The following is a 26,682-nucleotide window of genomic DNA, read 5'->3' as shown; positions in this document are numbered from 1 at the left end:
ATCTAAACAAGACAAGGTGAGTATATAGATATGAGTGTAGAAATATTAGACGATATCGGACCGGCCATTGATCCGGCTGAAGTAAAAAAGGAACTTCTGGAAAAGTATCCGGCCAAGGTGGCCAGAAAACGCTCCAAGCAGATCCAGATCAATAGAATCGACGAAGAGGGAAACGTGGCCCCCATAGGTGCCAATGTCAGAACCGTTCCCGGCATCATCACCCAGAGGGGCTGTACCTATGCCGGGTGTAAAGGGGTGATCCTCGGTCCCACCCGGGACATTGTCAACATCACCCACGGTCCCATCGGATGCGGGTTCTACTCCTGGCTGACCCGAAGGAACCAGACCCGGACCACCGGCGACCAGGAAGACAATTTCATGACCTATTGCTTTTCCACGGACATGCAGGATGAAGATATTGTCTTCGGAGGGGAGAAAAAGCTGAAGGCAGCCATCCAGGAAGCCTATGACAACTTTAAACCCAAGGCCATTTCCATTTTCTCCACCTGCCCCGTCGGACTCATCGGAGATGATGTCCATTCCGTGGCCAGGGAGATGAAGGAAAAACTAGGGATCAACATCTTTGGTTTCTCCTGTGAAGGATACCGGGGAGTGAGCCAGTCCGCCGGCCATCACATCGCCAACAACGGAATCTTCAAACATGTGGTGGGTAAAAACGACGATATCATGGAGGCGGAGTACAAGATCAACCTGCTGGGAGAGTACAATATCGGGGGCGACGGATTTGAAATTGACCGGATCCTGAACAAATGCGGCATCGGAGTTGTATCTACTTTTTCCGGCAACTCCACCTATGATCAGTTTGCCAACTCCCATACCGCTGACCTGAATGCGGTCATGTGTCACAGGTCCATCAACTATGTGGCCGACATGCTGGAAATCAAATACGGCATTCCCTGGATAAAAATCAATTTCATCGGCGCCAAAGCCACGGCAAAATCCCTGAGGAAAATCGCCCAGTACTTTGAAGATCCCAAGCTCACCAAACGGGTGGAAGAGGTGATTGAAGAAGAACTTCCCGGGGTTGAGGCGGTCAGGGAAGAGGTAAAGTCCCGCTGTGAAGGCAAACTGGCCATGCTCTTTGTGGGAGGCTCCCGGGCCCATCACTACCAGGAGCTGTTCAAGGAGATCGGCATGAAAATTGTGTCTGCCGGATATGAGTTTGCCCACAGGGACGACTACGAAGGCCGAAAGGTCATTCCGGATATCAAGATCGACGCGGATTCCAGAAATATTGAAGAAATCGAAGTGAACAAAGACGAGGAAAAATACAATCCCAGGAAAACCGATGCCCAGATGGAAAACCTTGAAAAAGAGGGCCTGACCTTTAAAGATTACAAGGGAATGATGCCGGAAATGGATCAGAATGCCCTGGTTATTGACGATGTGAGCCAGTTTGAAACCGAAAAGCTTCTGGAAATCTACAAGCCCGATATCTACTGCGCCGGGATCAAGGAAAAATATGCCATCCAGAAAAGCGGGATCCCCATGAAGCAGCTCCATTCCTATGATTCCGGAGGCCCTTATGCCGGGTTCAATGGCGCAATGAACTTTTACAAAGAAATTGACAGAATGGTCAATTCCCAGATCTGGAATTTCTTTCAACCCCCCTGGCAGAAAAATCCCGAACTGTCGGCAAAATTTGTCTGGGAATAAGGGGATCTTGGATTTTGGAAATCGGATTTTAGATTATCAGTTTAATTTGGAGAAAGAAACACATGCTGCTCAGACACACCAATAAAGATATAAAGATAAGAAAAGCCCTGACGGTGAATCCGGCAAAGACCTGCCAGCCCATCGGGGCCATGTACGCGGCCTTAGGCGTTCACAACTGCCTGCCCCACAGCCACGGCTCCCAGGGATGCTGCGCCTATCACAGATCCGCCCTGACCCGCCATTTCCGGGAGCCGGTCATGGCGGCCACCAGTTCCTTTACGGAAGGTTCTTCCGTTTTCGGGGGACAGGCCAATCTGATCCAGGCCATTGATACCATATTCAATGCCTATGACCCGGATGTGATCGCCGTCCATACCACCTGCCTTTCCGAGACCATCGGAGACGATGTCAGTCAGATTGTCAACAAGGCCCTGGCCGACGGAAAGATCCCCCCGGGAAAGCGGGTCATCCATGCCTCGACTCCCTCCTATGTGGGCTCCCATGTCACCGGTTTTGCCACCATGGCCAAGTCCATGGCCATTCAGTTTGCGGAAAAAACCGGAGAATCCAACGGATGCTTCAACATCGTCCCCGGATATGTTGAGCCCTCGGACATGGCGGAAATCAAGCGGATGGTAATGGAACTGGGTATCAAGCCCATCATGTGGCCGGATACCTCAAATGTACTCAACGGCCCCCAGACCGGAAAGTACAAGATGTTTCCTTCCGGCGGGGTCACCACAGATGAGCTGAAAAGCTCGGCCGACAGCCTGGGAAGCATCGCCCTGGGAGAACTGGCATCTGCCGACGCGGTCCGGGCCCTGGACAGCCTGCACCGGGTTCCCTGTCAGGTTCTTGACCTGCCCATAGGGCTTCTGGCCACGGACCGGTTCATTGACGCCCTGAGAACCGTTGCCGGAGTCAGTGTTCCCGAAACCGTCAACACGGAACGGGGGCAGCTCATTGATGTGATCACGGACATGCACCAGTATTTTTACGGAAAAAAGGTAGCCCTGGTCGGGGACCCCGACCATCTCATCCCCCTGACCGAGTTCCTGGTCTCCCTGGACATGAAGCCCTGCCACATTGTCACGGGCACCCCGGGAAAGAGTTTTGAACGCAGGATCAACGAAATTACGGCCGGCCTTGATTGCAAGGTCAATGTAAAGGCCGGCGGCGACATGTACCTCCTCCACCAGTGGATCAAGAACGAGCCTGTGGACCTGCTCCTGGCCAACACCTACGGCAAGTACATTGCCAGGGATGAGGATCTTCCCTTTGTCCGGTACGGATTTCCCATTCTGGACCGGGTGGGTCACTCCTATTTTCCCACCACCTGTTACAAGGGCGGAATCCGGCTCCTGGAAAAGATGCTGGATGTGCTCCTGGAACGCCAGGACAGGGATGCGCCAGAGGAGAGCTTTGAACTGGTCATGTAGTGTTTGAACGAAAATCCACCCATCTGCTGCGTTGCTGCAGAAATTTAAAATCCCCATGTACTGCCAGTACACTCCGGTTTTAAATTCCCTTGCGCCTTAGATATGGACAAATTTTCATCCAAACGCTCAATATTGAAACACCACGAAAAAAAACTTGAAAGAGACATCATGGAAAGCCTGAGTGTATTAAAAGAAAGAAAAAATCAGATCTTCCGCAAGGGAAAAGACGATTTTGACATCACCTGTGAAAAGAAGAGCCTGGCCGGGTCGGTAAGCCAGAGGGCCTGCGTGTTCTGCGGTTCCAGGGTGGTACTCTATCCCATTGCAGATGCCCTTCACCTGATCCACGGCCCCATTGGATGCGCCTCCTACACCTGGGACATCCGGGGGGCCCTGTCCTCGGGCCCCGAGCTTCACCGGATGAGCTTTTCCACGGATCTGTCCGAGACCGATATCATCTACGGAGGGGAGAAAAAGCTGGAAAAAGCCCTGTGCGAACTCATTGACAAGCACTCTCCCAAGGCGGCATTTGTCTATTGCACCTGCATCATCGGGATCATCGGTGACGATGTGGATGCCGTATGCAAAAAGGTGGAGGCCCTTAAAAACATCCCTGTGCTCCCGGTTCATTCCGAGGGGTTCAAAGGGACCAAAAAGGACGGATACAAGGCAGCCTGCGATGCCTTAAGCGAACTGATCTCAAGAACCCCCGCCCCCGAAAAAATCCCCAGGAGCATCAATATTCTGGGGGAATTCAACATCGGGGGAGAGACCTGGATCATCCGGGACTATTACAAGGCCATGGGAGTCAATGTGGTGTCGGTCTTTACCGGGGACGGCCGGGTGGACGAGGTAAAAACCGCGGCGTCCGCCTGTCTCAACGTGGTCCAGTGTTCCGGCGCCATGACCCATCTGGCCCAGTGGATGGAAAAAGAGTACGGCATCCCCTATATCCGGGTCTCTTATTTCGGCATTGAAGATACGGCAGAGGCCCTGTATCAGGTGGCGGAATTCTTCAAAGAGGATCCAAATATCCTCCAGAAGACCAAGGAACTGGTGTTCCGGGAGACCTATGACATCATGCCCGACCTGGTGAAAAAGAGAAAAGACCTGGAAGGCAAAAAAGCGGCCATTTACGTGGGCGGCGCATTCAAGGCTTTTTCCCTGATCAAGGCGCTGAAGCATCTGGGCATGGAGGTGGTCCTGGCCGGGTCCCAGACCGGCACCAAAGAAGATTATAAGATCCTCAGGGAGATGTGCAGTGACGGCACCGTCATCCTGGATGACGCCAACCCCATAGAACTTGCCAAGTATATCCTGGAAAAGGATGCAGACCTCTTTATCGGCGGGGTCAAGGAACGTCCCATTGCCTATAAGATGGGCATTGGGTTCTGCGATCACAACCATGAAAGAAAAATCCCCCTGGCCGGATTTGCCGGCATGAAAAACTTTGCCGAGGAAGTCCACCAGACCGTTACCAGTCCGGTCTGGGACCTGGTTCCCAGACGGGCGGGGAGGAAAGTACGATGAAAACAAAATCCAAAGAAATCCCGGCCTATACCGCCACGACCAATGCCTGCAAAATGTGCACCCCTCTGGGTGCGGCCCTGGCCTTCCAGGGAATTGAAGGTGCTGTCCCCCTGCTCCACGGGTCCCAGGGCTGCTCCACCTATATGAGGCGGTATCTGATCAGCCATTATAAGGAGCCCGTGGACATTGCCTCTTCCAATTTCACCGAGGAGACCGCCATTTTCGGAGGCGGAGCCAATTTAAAACTGGCCATCGAAAATGTGGCCCGCCAATACGCCCCTTCCATGATCGGAATCGCCACCACCTGCCTGAGCGAAACCATCGGGGATGACGTGGACATGATTCTGGACGGAATGGACAAAAAGATCGGCCGGACCGCCCTGGTCCATGTATCCACACCCAGTTATTCCGGCACCCATATTGACGGATTCCACCAGGCGGTTAGAGCGGTGGTGGACCGGTTCAACCCCAAAGATGTAAAAATCGCCTATAGACCCAAAAAAAAGAAGACCATCAACCTTTTTCCGGGGATGCTCTCCAACGAAGATATCCGCCATCTCAAGGAAATCTTTGACGATATCAAGACCCATTGCGTGATCCTGCCCGATGTCTCGGACAGGCTGGAAGGTCCTTCCTGGGAGGAGTACCAGCCCATCCAGGAAGGAGGAACCCCCATTGAAAAAATAGAAAAAATGCATCTGGCCGTCAAAAGCATGGAATTCGGCACCACCTTTCCCCGGACCATTGAACCGGGCAAGGGGAGCGCCGGAGCCCTCCTTGAGAACCGGTTCAAGATCCCCCTGACCCGCATGGGCATCCCAGTCGGTGTCAAGGCGACCGACCTCTTTTTCCAGGAACTTGAGGCGGCAACCGGAAAGCCCATGCCCGAAAAATACCTGAGACAGAGATGGCGCCTGGTGGATTCCTATGTGGACGGAAACAAGTACGTTTCCAAAAAGAAAGCCGTGATCTACGGGGAAGAGGATTTTGTGGCGGCCATGGCCGGATTCCTGGGGGAGATCGGGATCATCCCGGTGCTCTGTGCATCCGGAGGAAGAAGCGGACTCCTTGAAGAGGCCTTACAAAAGATTCTGCCTCCCAATATTCTGGACCAGGTAAATATCCAGGACAACATGGATTTTGAGGAGATAGAAGAAAGGGCAAAAACCCTCAACCCCGACCTTATCCTGGGCAACTCCAAGGGGTATGCCATGGCCAGGAGAATGGGAACTCCCCTGGTCCGGCTTGGATTTCCCATCCATGACCGCATGGGCGGCTCAAGAATTCTGCACATCGGCTACAAAGGAGCCCAGCAGCTTTTTGATACCATTGTCAACTCACTCCTGCATGCCCGTCAGGACAACTCATCCATTGGATACTCCTATCTCTAGTAAAGGATTGATTCATGAACCTTGAAAACCACCCCTGTTTTAATCCCGGCGCCTGTAAATCATTCGGCCGCGTCCATCTGCCCGTGGCACCCCGGTGTAATATCCAGTGCAACTTCTGCAACCGAAAATTTGACTGCGTTAACGAAACCCGGCCCGGCGTCACCTCCACCATCTTAAAACCCTTCCAGGCCATGAACTATCTGGAAGAGGTATTTAAACAAAAAAGAGATATTGCCGTGGTCGGCATTGCCGGCCCGGGTGATCCCTTTGCCAATCCGGACCAGACCCTGGCCACCCTTTCCCTGGTCCGGGAAAAATACCCGGAGATGATCCTCTGCCTTTCCACCAACGGGCTCAATATTTTCCCGTATCTGGACGAGATCAAGCGTCTGAAGGTCAGCCATGTGACCATCACCGTCAATGCCGTGGACCCTGAAATCGGGGAAAAGGTATATTCCTGGGTCAGGACCGGGAAACGCTCCGTGGGCCCGAGAAAAGGGGCCGAGATTCTCCTTGAAAAACAGCTGGAAGCGGTTCAGGGCCTCAAGGAAAGGGGAATCATCGTTAAGATCAACACCATTATCCTGCCCGGGATAAATGATCACCATGCCGAGGCCATTGCAAAAAAGATGGCCGGTCTCAAGGCAGATCTTCACAATTGCATTGCCTATTATCCCAGCCAGGGCTCCAACCTGGCCGACCTGGAAGAGCCTTCCAAAAAGATGATCCAGGCCATCCGAAAAAAAACCGGGGCCCATCTTCCCCAGATGCTTCACTGTGCCAGGTGCCGGGCAGATGCCGTTGGAAAACTGGGTGAGAAAGAAGACACAGACCTCATGGGCAACATGATTGCCCAGGCCATGATCAAAGAGGATGAACCTAAAAAGGAAGCTCCCGAGCCGGTTGTTGAAAAGCCCCGCCTTGCCGCTGTGGCCACCCGGGAAGGGGTTCTGGTCAACCAGCATTTGGGAGAGGCCACCCATCTGAATATCTACGACCTGGGTCTCGACGTCCCCGTGATGGTGGACAAACGCTCTTTACCGGAACCCGGGGGGCGGAATATCCGGTGGATGCAGGTTGCCGAAATCATAAAGGACTGCGGAGTGCTCCTGGTTTCCGGCATCGGGCAAGCCCCCAAGACCATTTTAACCCGCGGGGGAGTCCGGGTCCTGGAAGTCAACGGCCTGATCACCGAAGTCCTGACCCATATCAAAAACAAGACCAGCATCAGCCACCTCAAGGTCAGGGAAAGGACCGACTGCGGAGCAACCTGCCAGGGATCGGGTATGGGATGTATGTAAAGAAGCTGAAAGTCAAAAGGCTAAAGTTGAAAGCTGTCAGGAAAAAACGGCGGTTGCCTGTTTTGAATCTGCTATCTGAAAACTTATAACGATTGAATTGAGGAAAACAAATGGAAAAACCCAAACACCACATTCTGGTCTGCGCCAGTTTCCGGCCCAATGGAGAACTCAAGGGAAAATGTCATAGAAAAAACAGTGTCGCCTATCTGCCCTATATTGAAAATGAAATTATCGACCGGGGGCTGGAAGATGTAATCGTATCTTCCACCTGCTGTCTCAAACTCTGCGACCAGGGACCGGTCATGGTAATCTACCCGGAAAACACCTGGTATGGGAATGTGGACTCCGAGGATGCCATTGACGAGATTTTGGATGCCCTGGAGGATGGGGAAATTGCCAAGGACTATGTATTGAATTGAGAACGGATAGATCAAAAATGGAAATGGCTGAAAAAGATGGCATCAGGATCCGGATCGCAGATACGACCCTGCGGGACGGGGAACAGGCCCCGGGCGTGGTCTTCAGCACCAAAGAAAAACTTGAGATTGCAGAAAGCCTGGCCCGGGCCGGAGTTGATGAAATCGAGGCAGGCATCCCGGCCATGGGGGAGCCTGCCTTCAGCCAGATCAGACAGTTAATTCAATTGAAGCTGCCCTGTACTCTTGTTTCCTGGTGCAGGGCGGGAAAGGAGGACATTTACAAAGCCTCGGAGTGCGGTACTGCCGGGGTTCATATCAGCTTTCCCGTTTCTTCCATCCTGCTCCGGACCTTTAACAAGGATGAAGCCTGGGTCCTGGAGCAGATGGAAGAATCTATTGAACAGGCGAAAAAATACTTTGACCGGATCTCCCTGGGAGCCCAGGATGCCTTCCGGACGGACATGGATTTTCTGGAAACCTTTACACAAAGGGCTTTATACTGCGGGATCCGCCGGATCAGTCTGGCCGATACCGTGGGAACGGCCCATCCCTCCATGGTCATGACCCGGGTCGCCTGCCTGCTGAAAAAAATGCCGGGCCTTGAACTGGGTTTCCACGGCCACAATGATCTGGGCATGGCAACGGCCAATGCCGTGAGCGCGGCCCAGGCCGGGGCAAAGAGTTTAAGCGTTACCGTCAACGGCCTGGGAGAACGGGCCGGAAATATCCCCCTGGAAGAGGCTGCCGTGGCCCTGGCAGGTATAGAGGGGATGTTCACCGGGATCGACCTCTCCTGCCTGACCGATCTCAGCCGCCTGGTTTCCCGGGCCTCGGGCCGGAAAATCCATTCCTCAAAACCCATTGTGGGCAGCAAGGTCTTCTGCCATGAATCCGGCATTCACTGTGCCGGCCTGCTCAGGGATTCATCCTCTTACCAGCCCTTTGATCCCGGGATGGTGGGGGGAGGAGAATCCAGGCTTCTGGCCGGCTACCATTCCGGATTTGCCTCTATCCGCCATACCCTCAAATCCCGGGGCATCTCCATCAACCGAACCCAGGGGGAAAAGCTCCTTTCCCTGGTGCGGGAAACCGCCCTGGCCGGGAAGAAGAACGTATCCTCGGGGGAACTGGCCGAATTGTATTTCCGGCTCTGACAACTGGGTCCATATTGTCACCGGCACTTGACCCTTTTTTCCAGGTCATCCCGGATCAGAAGAATCTGCGATTTTGTGGGGTTGGATACTGTTGCCTGGAGGTGCCCTTTGAATTTTTTAAAAAAGGCGGCAACAGTATCCAAACAGCGGTCATGGAAAGTCCAAAGCCCTTCACTCCAGGCCCGGCCATAATGGAAATAGATAGAAACTCAACGGATTCATCATCCTTTTTACAACCCCATCTCTCTTTTAGTTAATCGCAAGGAGAAGTTTATCGGCATACCAGCCTTCAGGATGGGGTGAAACCGCACGCAATGACTTAAAACAGATCTTCCCCTGAACGCATTTTTTATACAGAATATAATTCTCGTCGGATATGGGATGGATGGACCGGCTCTGTAAAAGAAGGGGCAAAGTATCCGGCACTGTTTTCAGGAACCGGCCTTTTCTGTCAAATTCCATGTAGGTCTGATTCTCTGCTTTTACATATCGATGGCCTGTCCGGCTGTCAAAGTATGCTTTGCCCTCTACTTGCGTATCCTTTGCGTCTACTGCCGCCTGATTCTTTGTTTCCCCGGCCGGTATTGCAGGCGGATTCATGAGCATGATCCCCAGAAAAATGATCCCCATTAATTTTTTCATCGCCCCCTCCCCTTTTTTACAATTTTCAATCACTCGAATCGACCCGTCAGCCATGCCCTCACAATCAAGGCCCTGGCCGTATAACCGGAGAGACTTCTCTCCGGCACGGAGTCTCTTTTTTAGATCTTTACTCTACCGGCGGGGACAGATCAGGGACAAATAGCAGGTTTTATTTTCAATTTTTGTGGTCTTAAGGAAGGAAAACTCTGGTGTCATTCACCATTTTTTGACATCCATGCAACGACTTTCTGATGGATGGCCTGGGAAAGGCTTGGGTTGCTCACCGTTTTGTTACAAAGCGTGATCATCTTCACCAATTTTCGTTTTGATTTTGCATGGGTCAAGGCCAGTTGAAAAAGATGGGCAAGCAGAATCTCCAGCTCCGACCGACGGGAGATGAACACAGGCAGGCTGTCATCCCCTTCAAGGAAGGGCCCCATCACCAGATTGACAGCCGAATCTATTCTGCTGCGTATGAATGGATGGCTGCGGGGATCACTGGTCTGCCGGTTGATCTCTTCATTGATGGATTCAAATGCGATGAGATCTACCCAGACAAGTTTTGGATTCAGCCATACCGTTGATTTTTTCCATTGGACAGCCTGGGGATTGCCCAGCAGTTTGCGCAATCTTTTTATTGAAACCTTCAGGGATTCCATTGCACGGTCCCCGTCTGCATCCGGCCATAAGCTGTCCATGAGCCATATTGCCGGCACTTTATCATTGGGGTAGGCGATGATTGCCTTTAGCAATTTGAATATTTTCCTGGGTGATTTCCGGGAAAGATGAATCGGATGACCCTCAATATAAATCTCAAAACTGCCGAAAGACTGAATTTTAACCGGCCAGGGCCAGTTATCCAGGTGAACCGGCGGGACTTCGGGTTGAAGGTTTCTTTTTTTGATAATGGTTTGGACATGGGAGACTTCTATATTTTCCGACAGCGCTTTCATACAGAGCCCGGCGGTAACGGCGGGCTGATCTGAAAAATTAAACAGCAGTTCATGTTTTTTTCCAATGGCAAGGCCCTTACGCAGGGCCGCGAGCCCCTTTTTTTCTTTTCCGGATTCAAAAAACAGATGGGCCTGGGTCAGAAGCCCCATAAAATGGTCTCGAGCCGATTCCCGGTTTTCAATTCGATCAAAATATTCCTTTAATAAGATCCCGGCTTTTTCTCTGAGTCCTCTGGCCTGGTAAACATAGACTTTTTGGAGCAGACAGACGAGAATCGTGAAATGGCATCCAACCTCTTCTGCCAGCGCCAGGGCTTTGCTGTTGTCCTCCTCTATACCGGAACAATCCTGTTTCATCATGCCCAGCCTTGTCTTCTGGAAATAGTAAAAGCTCTTTACCCACGGATTCATGACATCTTCATGGGACTGCATTTGTTTCAGCACCCGGGCGGCTTTGCCGACATTGTTCATGTCCAGATAAATACTGGCTTCATGCATGGAGAAGAAAAAATCAAACAGATGAATGCCGCTTTTTCCGGCAACGATCCTGTATTTACTAAGGACGGCCAGGCTTTGCTGCAGCCGGCCGGTAAATTGAAGGGCAACCATTTCCGTGTACAGGACATTGATCGTGGCCATGGGACTTGTGTAGGGGTGGGCAGCAGCGATTCTTTTTAATTCTTCCGCGATCTCTTCGAGCTTCCGGGTGTCGGTTTTGATGGCAAGATAATAAAATTGCAAACGGACATAGGTCCAAGAACGCATATTGAGCGTTTCTCTGTCATTGCCTCTTACCAGAGCCAGCTTTGCCCACATTTCCACACTTGGATGGTGGGGCTGCCGAAGCACCAATGCCTTGAAAAAACTGGATGCCACACGGCATTGAATCTCTTCGTCGGATATGGACAAATAATCCTTTTTGATTTGATCAAATACCTGTATCCATTTATCGAATCCCTTAAAATTACTGAACTGCAACGCCAGGGCGTCGATAATACCGGACCAGGAAAGCAGCTTTCCTAAAACATCCCCGCTTTCAGAGAAAAATTGAAAAGCAATCTCAAAATTCCGGTAACTCTCCTCCGGGGATATCACCAACCGGGCAACGCCCAACCAGTATACGAGCCAGATGTTTTTCATCACTATTTCTTCGGGAAGTGTACTCACCCATTCGATAATCAGGGCATGGCGTCCCTGCCCAATCAGAGTCAAAGAATGGGTTGTAATCAATTCAGCCAGTTCATCAAAGGCCTGACACTCAATCAATTGCCTTGCCGCCTCATCGATATCCCCGTTCTTGATCAACAACAGGGCCGCTTTTTTCCGGTAATGGTTCAATTCTGTCCGGGTCAGGGTATCCAGGGCCCGGGCCTGCAAAAAAGATCTGAAGAGCTGGTGGTAGGCATAAAATCGGTCTAAACGTCCATATTTTAGAATAAAGTACTGCTGTCTGACCAAGTTCAGCAGGATGTCCCTGGCGTTCTGCGTACCGGCGATTTCATCGGCCATGGAAATATTCATCTTCGGCAGAAAAGAAGTTGCCATTAAAAAATGTTTCATCTCCGGAGAAGTATTGGAAAATATTTCACTGGCAAAATAATCAAATATCTCTTCCGGGGTATCGTAGGCCGCCTGAACAGGGGCGGATGGCGAGAATAAAGAGGCATGGACCCAGAGGGTCAGACCCGACACCCACCCATTGGTGATCTCGTGAAGATGTTGAACTTCTTTTTTTGAATAATGATATTTACTTCTCAGGACCAAAATATCCCGGGCTTCATCCAGGGTCAGTTTCAGGTCCTCCCACAGCAGAACAGCCATTGTATTGTCGGCCAGGAATCCAACAAGTTCTTTTGGGGGAGATTTCCGGCTGATGATGATGATGTTCATGCCCCGGGGGATAATCGACAATGCCCTTTTCATTAAGCGGTGCAGATGGGCATCCGCCTGCATCATCTGATAATTATCCAATACCAGCAGGGAGCCCTTTTTTAACGTATCAAAGATCTTCTCAAAAAAAGTGATGGTAAACCCCATTAACCCGGAAAGGGATTCAGGTGAAAAATCAGGGACATGTTTTTTATTTTCCGGAAATGCCTTTTTGACGGCAAGCCCCATATAATGGAAAAAAGTACCGGGATCCACATCCCTCTCGTCCACCTGGTACCAGATACAGGGCCTTTTGCGGCTGCGGACAAAATCAGAAACCAATGTTGTCTTGCCGCTTCCCGCAGGACCGGCCACCCATACCACAGGGGAGTCCAGAGCCGACTCCAGCCGGTTCAATTTCTCCTTTCGTTCCAATACATTTCGCAGGGACGGACGTGATATTTTTGCGATTTCACCCGACATATTTTTACACTAATTCATAGAATTAAAAACAGGGCTGAACCGATTGCAATTACATAGCATATCTGATGGCCAATGTATAATCCTGCCGGTTTCAACATTGTTTTGTTACTTAAAGCTTCTTTGAAATTTTTGGCGGCCACCGATAATCAATGAGGTGATTCCGGCCTTAACAAACCCGGCATTCTTCTGACGGCACCCGAGTTGGCATGCGATTTTCGTTGCATCTGAAAACGATGCGTTATTCGGGGGAGCGCCATTTAATTCATGGCAATTTTGTTTCGTGTCCCCCAAATTATGCGGCAGACCCTTTTTCCGGAATTTTTGAGGGCATCAATGGATCGCCATTTCAAGACGGTTATAAATTACAGATAAGATTTAAAAAATAAGACCTGGTGCCGAATCTCATATGCCGGCATCAGGTCTGGTTTATTTACAAATATGCAGTTAACCGCATTTGGTATAACCGCATGAATGGCAGGTTTTACATCCCTCTTCAAAGATTATGGCCTGGCCGCATTCCGGGCATAGATCAGATTTAAGGTTGTTTTTAAACTGCTTTTTCCCGTTTCCATTTTTGGGCAGATACCGTTTTTCCAGGACCTTGGCAATGGCATCCGGGATGGAGTAAACAAGACCTCCATCCTGGAAAATCGCATGCTCTCCGCGAATCCCGCTGATCTGTCCAATGATGTCATCCACTGTAATTCCAGACCTCAGGGCCAAAGAAATCAGGCGGCCGATGGCTTCTGTTTTTGCTTGGGTTGATTTTCCGGATTTACCCACGGTTGCAAAGAGTTCAAAGGGTCTGCCTTTATACTCTGAAACGGTGATATAGAGATTGCCCATCCCGGTTTTTATTCTTTCGGTAAACCCTTCAAGGGTTTGGGGCCTTTGTTGCCCGGCCAGTAGGAAATCATCCTTTTCCTCAACCTTTTCTCCCTTTTTTGACACCGAAAGCACCTGGTTATCCTTGCTGCCGTCCCGGTAGATGGTAACCCCCTTGCATTTAAGCTTAAAAGCCTGGTCATAGATAAATCGGACATCTGCCTGGGTGGCGTCGTGGGGAAGATTCACCGTCTTTGACACGGCATTGTCGGTATACTTTTGAAAGGCAGCCTGCATTTTTATATGATGTTCGGGCTTAATGTCATGGGCGGTAACAAAAACCTTTTGCAGGTCAGACGGTACATTGAGGTTCCCTTTCACCGTGCCGTTTTCAGCAATTTCCTCCATTAGGGCATCAGAGTAGAAATCCTTATCAATGGCCAGCCGTTTAAACACCGGGTTCACCTCGATCAACCGGTCATTGTCCATTACCGTTCTCACATAACTCAATGCAAAGGCAGGCTCAATACCGCTGGAACAGCCGGCAATGATACTCAATGTTCCGGTGGGGGCAATGGTCGTGGTTGTGGCATTGCGCCTCTGCTGGCCTTTTTTGCCTTTAAAAACACTATGGTCAAAATTGGGAAATACCCCCCTGGTTTTTGCCAGATCACAGGAGGCTTTGTGGGATTCTGTCTGAACAAAGGACATGATTTCTTTGGCAAGGGCCAACGCCTCTTCTGAGTCATAGGGCGTATCAAGCATATAGAGAAGATCTGCAAACCCCATGATGCCCAAACCGATTTTCCGATTTCCCTTGACCATCCTATCAATCTCATCCATGGGGTATCTGGACATATCGATGGTGTTATCTAAGAACCGGACAGACAGATGGATGGTCTCCAGAAGCTTTTCATAATCCACCTCAGGCTGTTTTTTGGTTCCAGTGATGAACCGAGTCAGGTTGATGGAACCCAGGTTGCAGGCCTCCATGGGCAAAAGCGGCTGCTCCCCGCAGGGATTGGTTGATTCCATGTCCCCCAGACCCGGAGTGGTATTAAACCGGTTGATCTCATCTAAAAAAATGATTCCCGGATCGCCTGTCTCCCATGCCTGTGAGATCAATTCATTGTAGACTGCATCAGCATTGAGACGGCCGCTCATTTTCCCTGAATGGGGATCAATCAGGTCATAATCCCTTTTTTGCGCCACCGCGGCCATGAATTCATCTGTCACGCCCACGGATATGTTAAAGTTGTTCAGTTCCTTTTTATTGTTCTTACAGGTGATAAAGGTCATGATATCCGGGTGATCCACCCGAAGAACGGCCATATTTGCCCCTCTCCTGGTTCCGCCCTGTTTGACCTGTTCCGTGGCGATATTAAAAATCTTCATAAAGGAGACCGGGCCGGATGCCACACCGCCGGTGGAACCGACCTTGCTGTTTTCAGGACGCAGCCGGGAAAATGAAAACCCGGTCCCCCCTCCTGATTTATGTATGGTTGCTGCATTTTTAACGGCATCGAATATTCCGTCAATGCTGTCTTCCACCGGGAGGACAAAACAGGCGGCCAGCTGTCCCAGGGACCTGCCAGCATTCATCAGGGTGGGGGAGTTGGGCAAAAACCTGAACTCGGCCATTAAGCTGTAAAATTGATCCTCAATTTCCCGGACATCTGTCGCTGTATCATAATTTTTTTCAGCTTTGGCAATATGGGCGGCCACCCGTCTGAACATATGTTCCGGTGATTCACATATCTTCCCGGATGCATCTTTTTTCAAATAGCGCCGTTCCAGAACCGTTTTGGCATTTTCAGTTAAAAAATCTATTTGGCCTGCCTGTTCTTTTTTTGTACCCATTGAGCGAACTCCTTTGGAATTATTGATAATTCAGAACTTAAAAAAAGATTCTTGGCTTGTACTGACAGGCGCTACTATATATAGTTGTTTAACAAAGAACAAGTACAATATGTGGTTTTGTTTGAGCAGGTCATCAAAGGGATGAAGATTTCATGTTTTTTGTTGGGTCAAAGGGGCGGTTGGGGTCTGGCTCAAACCTTGATTGTTGCATTATAGGTTTCAACAATCCAAATGAACACTGGCAAGCCTGTTATTTGAGATATTCACGGCGCCGGTCAGTACCGCATTAAAGTATCAGCAGGTCTGTTGACTCTGTCTATGATTGTGAGTGGAAAGTTGTTTTTCCATTCTATCCTATGACTTCTTCTGCCGGCCATCGCTTTCAGATCCTTTTGACAAGAGTTGTTCTATGGAGTTTTTCAGCAGGCAGGCAATGGAGTTTATGTCTTCTCGACCCTCTGTAGTTCTCAGACAGCAGGAAGGGCGGAACGCCCGACTTGAATTAAGATCAGAAAGTCTTTTATTCTATCCCTTCTGAATTTCATAGCCTCAGACGCCAAAAAGCAAGGATCTTTTTTTGAGGAATAACATCCAGGGGAAAATCAGATGTTGATCCGGCCCTCAAACACCTGAACCGCAGGTCCGGTCTTGTACACACGACCTGTGTTTTCCCGGTCCCAGAAGATCTCCAGGTCTCCTCCGTCCAGGTGGACCACGGCACGGTTCCCGGTCCGTCCGGTGAGGTTCGACGCCACAAGGGAGGCGCAGGCTCCGGTTCCGCAGGCCAGGGTAATGCCGACTCCCCGCTCCCAGACCTTCATCTTCAGTTCCCGGTCATTGAGCACTTCAATGAACTCCACATTGGTTTTTTCAGGAAATTGGGAATGATTTTCCACGGCCCGGCCGGTTCTTTCCACATCCGAGGAGGAGAGGTCTTCCGTAAAGACCACGGTATGGGGGTTGCCCATGGAGACAATGGTGGCAGTCATCTGACTCCCCTCCAGATCTATTTTCTCTTCCATGGCGATTTCACAGGGAGAGGAAGGAACAAAGGGAATGAGCTCCGGCTTTAGAACCGGCTCTCCCATATCGACTTTCACGGAAACCACCCGGCCGTGTTCATCGGTCAGGACCTCGGGTTCTATGGTTCCGGCCCTGGTGGCCACACGAAACCGGGTTCCCGGCAGGATCTGTCTTTCAAAAAGAAATTTGGCAAAGCAGCGCATGCCGTTTCCGCACATCTGGGCTTCGGATCCGTCTGAATTAAAGATGATGAATTCAATATCATGATCCCGGGATTCCCCGGCCAGGATGATTCCGTCCCCGCCGATTCCAAAATGGCGGTCACAAAGTCTTTTTGCCAGGTCGGAACAGGAGATCTCTTTTCGGATCCCTCCCTGCCGGTCATCCATGATCACAAAATCATTTCCCAGGCCTTCCATCTTAACAAAGGGAATTTCCATCTTCCTGATCCTCCGTAGTTCTTTCTTATTTAATGTCCCAAGGTTTTAAGGATTTCATCCCCCAGAGCCTCCACCTGCCATTTCCTAAAACCGGGTATGGAAATCAGCTTTTCCAGACTATCCGGATTATCAAATGCCAAGGCCGTGAGACTGGCGTTATTGATCAGGAATCCAGGCTCCATTCCAATGGCAACGCTCTGCTTTTCCCGCATCTTTTTCAATCTCTTGATCCGATCCTGAACCACGGGTGTTTTCCTGGGGGTGGATACCCGGGGATAGGAGGGCAGATCCTTGTGGGGAAGAGCCAGGGCCTCTTCTATGGCCGTTTGACACTGGGCTCCGTACATGGCGGCCTGTTTTTTGCTCAAAGCTCCTTTTGTCACCATCTGCTCCACGTTTTTGGGCCTGAGGGTGGTCAGGGTAAGAATAGACTGGTTGGATATGATCTTGAACAGGGGCTGATCCTTTTTTTCAGCCGCTTCAAGTCTGAACCTCAACAGACTTTCAAGTACGGCCAGGCTCCTGTTGTCCAGTTTCCCGGCTCCCTTGAACTTTTTAAAAAGGGGCGGCTGATGATTGCACTCATACCTCACCCCGGCCTGGAGCTCAAATTCCTCCTGGGCCCAGTCCAGGCGGCCGGCCTTTTCCAGACGCTGCCGGATGGTCTTATAGAGATCGATGAGATGGGCCACATCCCCGACGGAATAGGCGATCATCTCCGGATTCAGGGGACGCCTGGACCAGTCCTGTTTCTGGAAGCGCTTGTCCACGTAGACATTAAAGTGTTCTTTTAACAGGGCTCCCAGTCCCCTTTCCCTGACATTTAAAAACCGGCAGGCAATTTCCGTATCAAAGAGATTGGCAATTCGAGCGCTGTACTCCCGGTCCAGGCTTCTCACATCAAAATCCGCACCGTGAAAGACCTTGATGATGGAAGGATTTCCCAGCACATCCACGAAAGGTCCCATGCCCTTGATGATAAAGGGATCCACCAGAAACGCCCCCTGGGGGGATGCAATCTGAATCAGGCAGATCTTTTCCTTGAAGCAGTGCATGGAATCCGCTTCAAGATCCACACCGATGATTTCTTCCCTCCCAAGGGACTCACATACCCGGGCCAGTTCCTGATCCGACTCTATAAACTTAAAATTCAAATATTTTTCCTTGATTGTTTACATTAGTTCTTTTAGAATTTCTTTCTTTATATTTAAAACCGCTTAAACACAATGGGAAATAAGATGATCAGCATAACATTTCCGGACAAGACGATAAAGAGCTTTGAAAATAACCCCACCGGCATGGACGTGGCCCAAAGCATTTCAGAAGGATTTGCCAGAAACTGCGTGGCAATGAAAATCAGCGACAGGCTCCTGGACCTGAGCCTTGAAATCAAAGAAGATTCCGAAATTGAATTGATCACCACAAAGCAAAAGGAAGGGCTTGATATCCTCCGCCACTCCTCGGCCCATGTCATGGCCGAGGCCGTACTCAATATCTATCCCGATGCAAAGCTTACCATCGGGCCTGTGGTGGAAGACGGGTTTTACTATGACATTGACATGGCTCCCATTTCCGAGGATGACCTGCCTGCCATTGAGGCGGAGATAAAAAAAATCGTCAAGGCCAAGGCCGGATTTGAAAGAAAGGTGGTCTCCAAGGAAGAGGCTCTTGAACTCTTCAAAGACAATCCCTTTAAGATAGAACTGATCAATGAGCTGCCGGGGGATGAGGAGATCTCCCTGTATCAAAACGGAAATTTCATTGACCTGTGCCGGGGTCCCCATATCCCCCATACGGGTATGATCAAAGGACTCAAGCTGCTCAAGATCTCCGGGGCCTATTGGCGGGCCGATCAGTCCCGGGAACAGCTCCAGAGGCTTTACGGGATTTCCTTTTTTGACAAAAAAGAACTGAACAGATACCTCAATTTCATCGAAGAGGCCAAGAAACGGGATCACAGAAAACTGGGCACCCGGCTGGATCTCTATTCCTTTCACGACGAGGCTGCGGGCATGCCCTTTTTCCATGCCCGGGGCATTGCCATGTGGAACACCCTGCTGGACTATTGGCGGGAGGAGCATAAGGCCGCCGGTTACGTGGAGACCAAGACCCCGGTCATGCTCAACCGGAAACTCTGGGAAAAAAGCGGCCACTGGGAAAACTACCGGGAAAACATGTACACCTCGGTCATTGACGATGAAGAGTACGCCATCAAGCCCATGAACTGTCCCGGGGGCATGCTCCTCTACAAAACCCGGTCCTATTCCTACAGGGACCTTCCCCTGCGGTCCGGCGAGATCGGCCTGGTTCACCGCCACGAACTGTCCGGTGCCCTGTCCGGTCTCTTCCGGGTAAGGGCCTTTCACCAGGACGATGCCCATATCTTCATGACCCCGGACCAGATCGGGGACGAGGTTCTGGGTGTACTCAGGCTGGCCGAAAGAATCTACCGGCGTTTCGGCCTGACCTTTCACCTGGAGCTCTCCACCCGGCCGGACAAATCCATCGGAACCGACGAGCAGTGGGAAACGGCCACCAACGGACTTAAGGAGGCCCTTGAGGACTATGGACAGGAGTACATGATCAACGAGGGGGACGGTGCTTTTTACGGCCCCAAGATCGACATCCATATCAAGGACGCCCTGGGAAGAACCTGGCAGTGCGGCACGGTCCAGCTGGACATGTCCCTGCCCGAACGGTTTGACCTGACCTATAAGGGCCAGGACAATGAAAAGCACCGGCCCATCATGATCCACAGGGTGATCTACGGCTCCATGGAGCGGTTCTTCGGCATCCTGGTGGAGCATTTTGCCGGGAAATTCCCCCTGTGGCTGGCCCCGGTCCAGGCCGTGGTCCTGCCCATTAACCAGGACCTGGCCGAGTATGCCGGGTCTGTCCGTCAGGAACTGGACTTCCTGGGCATCCGGACCGAAATCGACGCCAGGAACGAGACCCTGAAGAAGAAGATCCGGGAGGCCCAGCTCAACTACGTGCCCCTGATCATCACCATCGGGGACAAGGAAAAAGAGAGCCGGACCCTGTCTGTCCGGACCCTGGACGGTAAGGTCAGGATGGGGCTGTCCATGGATGAGTTTATCAAACCGGTCCGGGAACATATCAAAAACAGGACCTTGGATGAATCCGTGTTCTGATCCGGCCTATCCATGAAGTTGAATCTGTTTTACCGGCTTCCCCTGGCCCTGTTCTGTGGTTTCATCTTCTGGCAGTCCGGCTGCCCCAGTCTGATTTCAGAGCCCCTGTTTCCCCATGACGACAAGGTCATGCATTTGGCGGCCTACGCATTGATGGCCCTTCTTGCGGCGCGGTGGATCCCACGGGAAAAAAAAGGGCTGCCCCTTTCGAGAATCAAGATCCTGGCTCTTTTGTTCGCCTCTTTTTACGGCCTGTCCGATGAGATTCACCAGGCTTTTGTACCGTCCAGATCCGCCTCTGTCATGGACTGGGCCGCCGACATTCTCGGTGCTCTTCTGGGAGTCTGGATCTACGGCCGGGTCCGATCCGGGAAAAACCCGGTTTCCAGGGTTCTATGAGATTTCGGAATGACTGCCGTAGAGCAGTCTGGAGCATTCCGGACAGATACCGTGGCTGAACACGGCGTCGGAATGTTTCTGGATAAAGGTTTCCATGGGGTCCCAAAGTCCCTCGGGATTTCGAATTCTCCTGCAGCTGGCACAGATGGGAATCAGGCCCCTCAAGGCTCCCAGACGGTCTGGGCCGGAGGTCTTTTCCGCGGTCTTACAATCCTCCTGACGGATCTCATGGATGATCAGCAGAATCCAGTCCAGGGTCTCTGCGCTCATGGGGATGAATTTAAAAATCAGATTCCGGGTATTTATCCGAACCAGACCGGCCTCTCCTTTTTCCGGCAGTCCGGATCCGGGATGGATCAAAAACCCGGGAAGATACCGGTGCTGGTCCGGACTGATACTCTCTAAAATTGGCCTGGCATTCAGGTTTTCCAAGGACAGGTCGAACAAATTCATGGCTGCGGGATTGGCATAGAGGATTTCCCCCTCCAGGGTGAGGGCCAGAACCCCGTCCCCCGTGTGGTTCAGTACAACACTGCTGAAATCATTTCCCTCCTTGAGTTTTCCCGGAACCTTCCCGGAAAACCTGATTTTCCGGCCTGTTCCCTCTTTCAGATCCATGGTCTCCCCCCTTTTTTATATCCCATAAAGGTCTTTCCTGAATTTTGACCTTGATAATATCGATGCATAAATCGGACCTGTGGGGAAAAGGGAAACCCTACCATCGGCGGGACAGGCCTCTTATGGCCCCCAGGCCTTTGGCTGTAAGGTGTGCCTTTTCAATTATTCCGGCGGGTGTTCCGGCGGGATTGCCCTGCCCTCCAATTAAAAACAACCATTTTATCGACATGACACCGAAGGAACTCGGGTTCACAGGCCAATGCATTTGGATTTTTTTACCCGGGAAGATATGGACATGTTCACCAGGGGCGCTGGAAAATAAACCGACTGCCCTTTAAAATCCAAAACCCATTATACAATTCCCCCGAAAAAATGTATGATATGGGTTCTTTTAGAACCTGAAGGCAATGAGCCTGATTTAGAACATGGATAAAGGAGAGATCAAATGAAATGCCACGAAGTGGATTTTGAAATTTTCGGGGATGACATGCAGACCGTGGAGGTGGAGCTGGATCCCGGAGAAACCGTCATCGCAGAAGCCGGAGCCATGAACTGGATGGAAGAGGGAGTCTCTTTTGAGGCCAAGATGGGGGACGGATCCCAGCCGGACAGGGGGCTCATGGGCAAACTCCTGGATGCCGGCAAGCGGGCCGTTACCGGAGAATCCCTTTTTCTTACCCATTTTACCAACCAGGGCCGGGGCAAAAAGCGGGTGGCCTTTTCAGCCCCCTACCCCGGAAAGATCATTCCCCTGGATATGAATAAAATGGGCGGGGAACTCATCTGCCAGAAAGATGCTTTTCTATGCGCAGCCCTGGGTACCCGTGTGAGCATCGCATTCAATAAAAAGCTGGGGGCCGGATTTTTCGGAGGAGAAGGATTCATTCTCCAGCGGCTGCAGGGAGACGGAATGGCATTTGTCCACGCCGGCGGAACCATTGTAGAAAAGCAACTCAACCATGAAACCATCATGGTGGATACGGGCTGCATCGTGGGGTTCAGTCCAGGGATCGACTATGACATCCAAAGGGCCGGGAACCTTAAATCCATGTTCTTCGGCGGGGAAGGCCTTTTCCTCGCCACCTTGAGCGGCCAGGGAACCGTCTTTCTCCAGAGCCTTCCCTTTTCCAGGCTGGCGGATAGGATCATTGCCCATGCCCCGTCTGCAGGGGGAACGGCCAAGGGAGAAGGCTCCCTCCTGGGCGGCATCGGCCGGCTTCTGGACGGGGATTAAAAATTTTTGAATGCTGATTTTTGAGTAAAGGGTCTTTTTCCATGAAATTTCTGCAAAACAGTTTGGATTCCACCCCCAGGATTATTCTCATGATTCTTCTGGTTTTCCCACTTCTGTACAGTCCTGCTCTGGGCCAGGCCATCGACTGGAAGACCTATGGCGCCGGCATCCGGGAAGCCAGACAAGAAAACAAAAAGATCTTTCTCCACTTCATGACCCAATGGTGCGGATACTGCAAGAAAATGAATGCCACCACCTTTAAGGACGAGGAGGTCATTGCCTTTCTGAACCGGCATTTTGTCAGCATAAAGGTGGACGGGGACAGGGAAAAGGCCATCACGGAAAAGTACAGGGTCACTGGATTTCCCGACAGCCGGTTTCTGGACTCTGATATGAACCCGGCCTATAAACTGCCCGGATTTGTCGATCCCCTGGCCTTCAAATTCTTCATGGACTATATCCAGACAGAGAGCTACAAGACCATGGCTCCCATGGAATATTACAAATCCAAACAAGAATAACCGATAGATGGACATTGTCGGGAATGCCCTGTGCCGGCCCTGTTACGGGACCGGCACAGGGAGGATTCGCTATCCCAGGGAAGCATCCTCACACTGGGTGTGGCCGCAGTGCAACATATTCCATCTGCTCGTAAAAAAACGTTCCGCTTTCTGAAAAAAACCGGTAAAGGCTTCTGCCACGGCTTCATCGTGGAGAAACTCGCTCCGCTCTTTTATACTATTTACATGCTCAAGTGTTATTGCTTCAAAATCAAATGAAAAAGATCCGTTGGATTGTTTTTTCTGTTTCATCTTTCCTCCTTATTTTTTATATATTACCTATTATCGATAATTTGATATATGGTTTCAAAATTCCGTCCGGCGTCATCTGAGCTTCACCTATTGAAGCTCTTTCCAATACCCTCCGATCTCTTCATAATGGTTGGCCAGATGCTTTACCGCCAATTCCGGCTCTCCCTGTTCCAGCGCGGCGACAATGGGCAGATGCAGGGCATGGAGTTCATCCAGAGGCATGGCCGCCTCTGCAATGGTGGCGATCACCTGGAGCTGGATCTTGAGGGACTCCCATATTTCAAGCATCCGGTTATTCTGTGAATGCTCGATAATGGCCCGGTGAAACCCGTTGTCCGCCTCTGTAAAGACCCTGACATCCCCGGCCGGAAGGGCCCGGGACATCCGGTCAAGCCGGGCTTTTAGCCCAAGAACAAGCGCCTGGGTCTCCCTGCCCCGGGTCATCAGACAATGCCCTTCCAGGGCCTGGCGGATCTGGAAGGCCTCTTCTATTTCTTTTTTGCTGAAGGTCTTTACCAGGGAGCCCACATGAAGTTTATGCTCCACATACCCCAGGGCCTGAAGACTTCGGATGGCCTCTCTCACAGGTGCCTGGCTCGTACCGAATTCATCTGCAAGCTGCAGCTCCTTGAGCCTGTCCCCGGGAGAAAGGGTTCCGTCAACAATTCTCTCGATGAGGATGGATTTAATCTGCTCGGTCAGACTTTCCCGCTTTATCCTATCTTTCATATCCACCTGGCTCCCTTCGAGTTATCTATTATCGATAATATCATGTATCAGATAAATGTCAAGCCGGTTTTACAATTTTCTTTTTATCCTTTGCAGAATCATCATACCCGGTTTGATGGCTTCCTTTAGATCTATTTATTGGACAAATGCCCCGGTCAGACATAATTTAATATCCAGGAACAAAGATCTTTATTCAAAGGAGATATGATGAAAATATTGATCGTCGGCGGAAACGGAACCATCGGCTCAAAGGTCAGGGACCATCTTTCAAAAAAACATGAGGTCATCACTGCCGGGAGAAACTCAGGGGATGTGAATGTGGACATGAGGGACGGCAGATCCGTCAAAGCCATGCTTGAAAAAACCGGAAAAGTCGACGCCCTCGTCTGCACGGCCGGGGAAGCCAAATGGGCCGATTTTGACGCCATGACCGAAGAAGACTTTTACATCGGCATCAAAAGCAAACTCATGGGGCAGGTCAATCTGGTGAGTGTCGGCAAAGAGTATATGAATCCGGGGGGATCCTTTACCCTTTCCACGGGGATCCTGGCGGATCATCCGGTCCTCATGACCACCAGTGCGGCCATGGTCAACGGGGCGATCCACAGTTTTGTCAAAGCGGTTTGCCTTGAATTGAAAAACCAGATCCGGATCAACGTGGTTTCATCGGGACTGGTTGAAGACGCAGTGGACCATTACCAAGACTATTTTCCCGGTCACAATCCCATTCCCATGAAAAAAGTCGTCAACGGCTTTGTCAAAAGCATTGAGGGTGCGGGCAGCGGAGAGATCATCAGGATCTATGACAATTGCTGAGGAATCCCTGGGCAATCGTTGACACGGGTTCAATCTTAGGGCCGGTTTGAAAGGACCGGCCCTAAGATTGAACCCGTGCTTCGCCTTTTTCTTTGGTTCATTTTTTTATTCCCAACCCCTTTGAATTGAGGTATGCTGGGCTCCATGGGGAGATATCTTTATTCTTTCCTTCCAATGCCGGAAGCAGTACCGGGCATTGGTGAATTCCGGTCTCTTTTTCCAGTCCCTCTCTCTCATCTCTTTTTCTCTTGCGGCCGGTTTGGCGGGCAAAATAAAAATTTTAAACGGCTTCCGGGCATGGCGCTCGCGGTATGACAGGATTATCCCTTTGTTGCCGCGGCCGTCCAAGGCCAAAGGTGAGACTGAATTGAAATTTTTAAAGATGAATTTACGCAGAAAGCTGCTGGCCTGTTTTTCAATGACTGCCCTGTTCATGATCATTGTGGGAATAATTTCCATCTGGTCATCCCACAATTTCATCCAGGAGATAGAATTCGAGCATCAGCATTTCCGTTCCATTATCAATACCGCCACCCGGATAAACGCCTGTGCCAAAAAAGCCGAGAGCCGTCTTCTATTTTTTTTGATTTTCAAGGATCCAAAGGAGTATGAAGAATATCTCTCCTGCCTGAACGATATCAATTCCCAGATCCGAAAACTTCAGGGCCGGATCAAGGACAAAGATGGGGAAATCATCGTTTCCAAGATAGCAGAGGAAGCCGGGCGATTATCCTCCAGAGGAGAGATTCTAAAAAAAATATTTGATCAGGCCGCGGCCCTGGAAAAAGAATTCCGGCTTTCAGACCACTCCCTGCCCATCCGGGCCTTCCATGAATCCGCCTCGACATTGCGCAGGGATGGTGTTCAACTGACCCGGCTCATGACCCAGTTTCTCAACCGGCAGACATCCATTACCTCGGCCGTGGAGATCAGCAGTTATGCCAAAAGGGCGGAAACCCTTCTGCTTTTGTTCCTGAGCCTGCACAGGGATGCGGACCGCAGGAAGTTTTTTGCCCGGGTAAAATCCTTGAATGAGCATATCCAAAACCTTACGGCAGACAGGGATCATTTCATTGCCCGGAACATCATCGATCAAATGAAAATAAAATCAGAAGAGCTTGAATTGGCCGGAGAGAACATCCTTGCCCTCTACGATGAGCAGGTTTCTTTGGGCGGCCCTTTCCGGGTGAGCCGGTTCCAGACGGAATTCTTACGGGTCCATGACGCGGCCCGCTGGCTCCGGGATGCCGGGGTTAAGGTCGAGAAGATGAACGTGGACCTGGAGACCCAAAGAAGGGCCGATTTGATTCAAAAGGCCTGGCTTTTCAAGTATATCAGCCTTTTTGTGGTGATCTTCGGTTTTATCATTTCCATTCTGCTCTCCCTGGTGTTTTCCCGGAAGATGACAGATCAGATCCACCGGCTCAAATCAGCTGCCGAACAGATCGGAAAGGGCAACTTTGATATTCCCATTGAAATCGGATCCAAAGACGAGATCGGAGATCTGGCCGGTTTTATAAAAGAGATGTCCGGCCGGTTAAAATCCCTGACGGAAAAGCTGTCCATGCAGAACCAAAGCCTGATCAGGGAGATTGAGGCCCATAAGATATCCAATGACCGCCTAAAGCTTGCCCTGGAAGAGGTAAGGCAGTTGAGCGGATTGCTTCCCATCTGCGCCTCGTGCAAAAAAGTCCGGGATGACAAGGGGTATTGGAGCCAGATCGATGCCTATATCCAGGAACACACCCAGGCAAAGTTCTCCCACAGCATGTGCCCGGAATGTTCTGAAAAACTATACGGGGAGGAAGACTGGTACATTGAGATGAAAGATAAGAAAAAGAAAGAATAGGCTGACCGGCCCAGGGAAATACTTCCCATAAGAGACAAAGGGATCCTGTACCCTCCATGGCACAGGA

General features: G+C 50.8%; 21 protein-coding genes. 13 read left to right on the top strand and 8 right to left on the bottom strand.

Translation table 11 applies throughout. The features are described 5' to 3' along the window. Positions 1-30: 30 nt before the first annotated feature. The 7 genes from nifD (at position 31) to F608_RS0121300 (ending at position 8,911) form a co-directional block, all read left to right on the top strand. Positions 31-1,677: a nitrogenase molybdenum-iron protein alpha chain gene (gene nifD, locus F608_RS0121330; protein ID WP_022667734.1), complete on the top strand. Its 1,647-nt coding sequence runs from the start codon at positions 31-33 to the stop codon at positions 1,675-1,677. 62 nt (positions 1,678-1,739) lie between these two features. Then, a complete protein-coding gene (locus F608_RS0121325) occupies positions 1,740-3,116 on the top strand; it encodes a nitrogenase component 1 (protein ID WP_022667733.1) in 1,377 nt (458 codons plus the stop codon). 168 nt (positions 3,117-3,284) lie between these two features. After that, entirely contained in the window at positions 3,285-4,646 is a 1,362-nt protein-coding gene (gene nifE / locus F608_RS0121320; protein WP_027362991.1) for a nitrogenase iron-molybdenum cofactor biosynthesis protein NifE, read from the top strand. Then, positions 4,643-6,037 (top strand): nitrogenase component 1, encoded by a 1,395-nt coding sequence (locus F608_RS0121315; protein WP_022667731.1) that lies wholly within the window; start codon positions 4,643-4,645, stop codon positions 6,035-6,037. Before nifE ends, F608_RS0121315 begins: the two co-directional genes overlap by 4 nt. 14 nt (positions 6,038-6,051) lie before the next feature. Then, positions 6,052-7,338, top strand: coding sequence for a nitrogenase cofactor biosynthesis protein NifB (gene nifB, locus F608_RS0121310; protein ID WP_022667730.1), 1,287 nt, complete (start codon positions 6,052-6,054; stop codon positions 7,336-7,338). 110 nt (positions 7,339-7,448) lie between these two features. Then, positions 7,449-7,757 carry a (2Fe-2S) ferredoxin domain-containing protein gene (locus F608_RS0121305; protein ID WP_022667729.1) on the top strand — a complete coding sequence of 103 codons (309 nt, stop codon included), beginning with the start codon at positions 7,449-7,451 and terminating at the stop codon, positions 7,755-7,757. Positions 7,758-7,780: 23 nt separating this feature from the next. Continuing rightward, complete coding sequence (locus tag F608_RS0121300) at positions 7,781-8,911, top strand: homocitrate synthase/isopropylmalate synthase family protein (RefSeq protein ID WP_244154312.1); 1,131 nt, start codon at positions 7,781-7,783, stop codon at positions 8,909-8,911. Between the two features lie 249 nt (positions 8,912-9,160). Here the strand turns inward: F608_RS0121300 and F608_RS0121290 are convergent, their stop codons facing one another. The 5 genes from F608_RS0121290 to F608_RS0121265 all read right to left on the bottom strand — a co-directional run bounded on the left by F608_RS0121290 (position 9,161) and on the right by F608_RS0121265 (position 18,160). Then, a complete protein-coding gene (locus F608_RS0121290; RefSeq protein WP_022667728.1) occupies positions 9,161-9,553 on the bottom strand; it encodes a hypothetical protein in 393 nt (130 codons plus the stop codon). Between the two features lie 212 nt (positions 9,554-9,765). Continuing rightward, positions 9,766-12,792 (bottom strand): AfsR/SARP family transcriptional regulator, encoded by a 3,027-nt coding sequence (locus F608_RS0121280; RefSeq protein ID WP_022667727.1) that lies wholly within the window; start codon positions 12,790-12,792, stop codon positions 9,766-9,768. A 510-nt stretch (positions 12,793-13,302) separates the two neighbouring features. Next, positions 13,303-15,543, bottom strand: coding sequence for a vitamin B12-dependent ribonucleotide reductase (locus F608_RS0121275; RefSeq protein ID WP_022667726.1), 2,241 nt, complete (start codon positions 15,541-15,543; stop codon positions 13,303-13,305). 602 nt (positions 15,544-16,145) lie between these two features. Beyond that, complete coding sequence (dapF, locus tag F608_RS0121270; protein ID WP_022667725.1) at positions 16,146-17,006, bottom strand: diaminopimelate epimerase; 861 nt, start codon at positions 17,004-17,006, stop codon at positions 16,146-16,148. A 29-nt stretch (positions 17,007-17,035) separates the two neighbouring features. Continuing rightward, positions 17,036-18,160, bottom strand: coding sequence for a ribonuclease D (locus tag F608_RS0121265; RefSeq protein WP_022667724.1), 1,125 nt, complete (start codon positions 18,158-18,160; stop codon positions 17,036-17,038). Positions 18,161-18,244: 84 nt separating this feature from the next. Between F608_RS0121265 and thrS the strand changes: the two genes are divergently transcribed. Both thrS and F608_RS0121255 read left to right on the top strand, forming a co-directional pair. Beyond that, positions 18,245-20,158, top strand: a complete 1,914-nt coding sequence (gene thrS, locus F608_RS0121260; protein ID WP_022667723.1) for a threonine--tRNA ligase — start codon at positions 18,245-18,247, stop codon at positions 20,156-20,158. A gap of 12 nt (positions 20,159-20,170) precedes the next feature. After that, positions 20,171-20,557: a VanZ family protein gene (locus F608_RS0121255; RefSeq protein WP_022667722.1), complete on the top strand. Its 387-nt coding sequence runs from the start codon at positions 20,171-20,173 to the stop codon at positions 20,555-20,557. Here F608_RS0121255 and F608_RS0121250 read toward each other — a convergent pair. Further along, positions 20,552-21,175, bottom strand: coding sequence for a PAS domain-containing protein (locus F608_RS0121250; RefSeq protein ID WP_022667721.1), 624 nt, complete (start codon positions 21,173-21,175; stop codon positions 20,552-20,554). The genes F608_RS0121255 and F608_RS0121250 overlap by 6 nt on opposite strands. A 445-nt stretch (positions 21,176-21,620) precedes the next feature. Between F608_RS0121250 and F608_RS0121245 the strand changes: the two genes are divergently transcribed. Both F608_RS0121245 and F608_RS32895 read left to right on the top strand, forming a co-directional pair. Next, positions 21,621-22,409, top strand: coding sequence for a TIGR00266 family protein (locus tag F608_RS0121245; protein ID WP_022667720.1), 789 nt, complete (start codon positions 21,621-21,623; stop codon positions 22,407-22,409). Positions 22,410-22,450: 41 nt separating this feature from the next. Continuing rightward, positions 22,451-22,930, top strand: a complete 480-nt coding sequence (locus F608_RS32895) for a thioredoxin family protein (protein ID WP_022667719.1) — start codon at positions 22,451-22,453, stop codon at positions 22,928-22,930. A gap of 69 nt (positions 22,931-22,999) precedes the next feature. Here F608_RS32895 and F608_RS0121235 read toward each other — a convergent pair whose 3' ends face one another. After that, positions 23,000-23,221 (bottom strand): hypothetical protein, encoded by a 222-nt coding sequence (locus F608_RS0121235; RefSeq protein WP_022667718.1) that lies wholly within the window; start codon positions 23,219-23,221, stop codon positions 23,000-23,002. An 87-nt stretch (positions 23,222-23,308) separates the two neighbouring features. Then, complete coding sequence (locus F608_RS0121230; RefSeq protein WP_022667717.1) at positions 23,309-23,950, bottom strand: GntR family transcriptional regulator; 642 nt, start codon at positions 23,948-23,950, stop codon at positions 23,309-23,311. Positions 23,951-24,154: 204 nt separating this feature from the next. On the opposite strand from F608_RS0121230, the gene F608_RS0121225 reads away from it, so the two are divergent. Both F608_RS0121225 and F608_RS35210 read left to right on the top strand, forming a co-directional pair. After that, positions 24,155-24,766, top strand: coding sequence for a short chain dehydrogenase (locus F608_RS0121225; protein WP_244154311.1), 612 nt, complete (start codon positions 24,155-24,157; stop codon positions 24,764-24,766). Positions 24,767-25,133: 367 nt separating this feature from the next. Then, the gene (locus F608_RS35210; RefSeq protein WP_153307558.1) at positions 25,134-26,615 is read left to right on the top strand and encodes a HAMP domain-containing protein; all 1,482 of its coding nucleotides are present in this window, start codon (positions 25,134-25,136) and stop codon (positions 26,613-26,615) included. Positions 26,616-26,682 lie beyond the last annotated feature (67 nt).

This window comes from Desulfospira joergensenii DSM 10085 (assembly GCF_000420085.1).
Lineage (GTDB): Bacteria > Desulfobacterota > Desulfobacteria > Desulfobacterales > Desulfobacteraceae > Desulfospira > Desulfospira joergensenii.
Note: the sequence above shows the minus strand (reverse complement) of the source record. Positions and strands in the feature narration are given on the sequence as shown.